The organism is Tsukamurella pseudospumae (assembly GCF_001575195.1).
Classification (GTDB): domain Bacteria; phylum Actinomycetota; class Actinomycetes; order Mycobacteriales; family Mycobacteriaceae; genus Tsukamurella; species Tsukamurella pseudospumae.
Genome location: NZ_LSRF01000121.1, coordinates 1 through 226 on the forward strand (window position 1 = coordinate 1; position 226 = coordinate 226).

The 226-nt window shown below is 58.4% G+C and carries 1 protein-coding gene; it reads left to right on the forward strand.

Features of this window, described 5'->3' with window-relative positions:
• Positions 1 to 226 (forward strand): ParA family protein (locus AXK60_RS27310; protein ID WP_425315236.1); only part of this gene is annotated, 226 nt, incomplete at both ends.

The window sequence follows — 226 nt, forward strand, 5'->3', positions numbered from 1 at the left end:
CGAGGCGTCTGCATTTAAGGAAAACCTGAAAATCGTATTTCTGGTTTCCAGGCGGGGAGTGGGCACTAACCTGGGGAAGTCGATCAAGACTTCGCTGGCTGGCCTGCCGTATCCGGTCCTCGATACGACGATCGCCAACAGGGTGGGCTACGCAGAAGCCCTCGTTGACGGATCTACCGTCATCGAGGTCGATCCAGAGGGGCAGGCTGCCGACGAGATCCGCAAC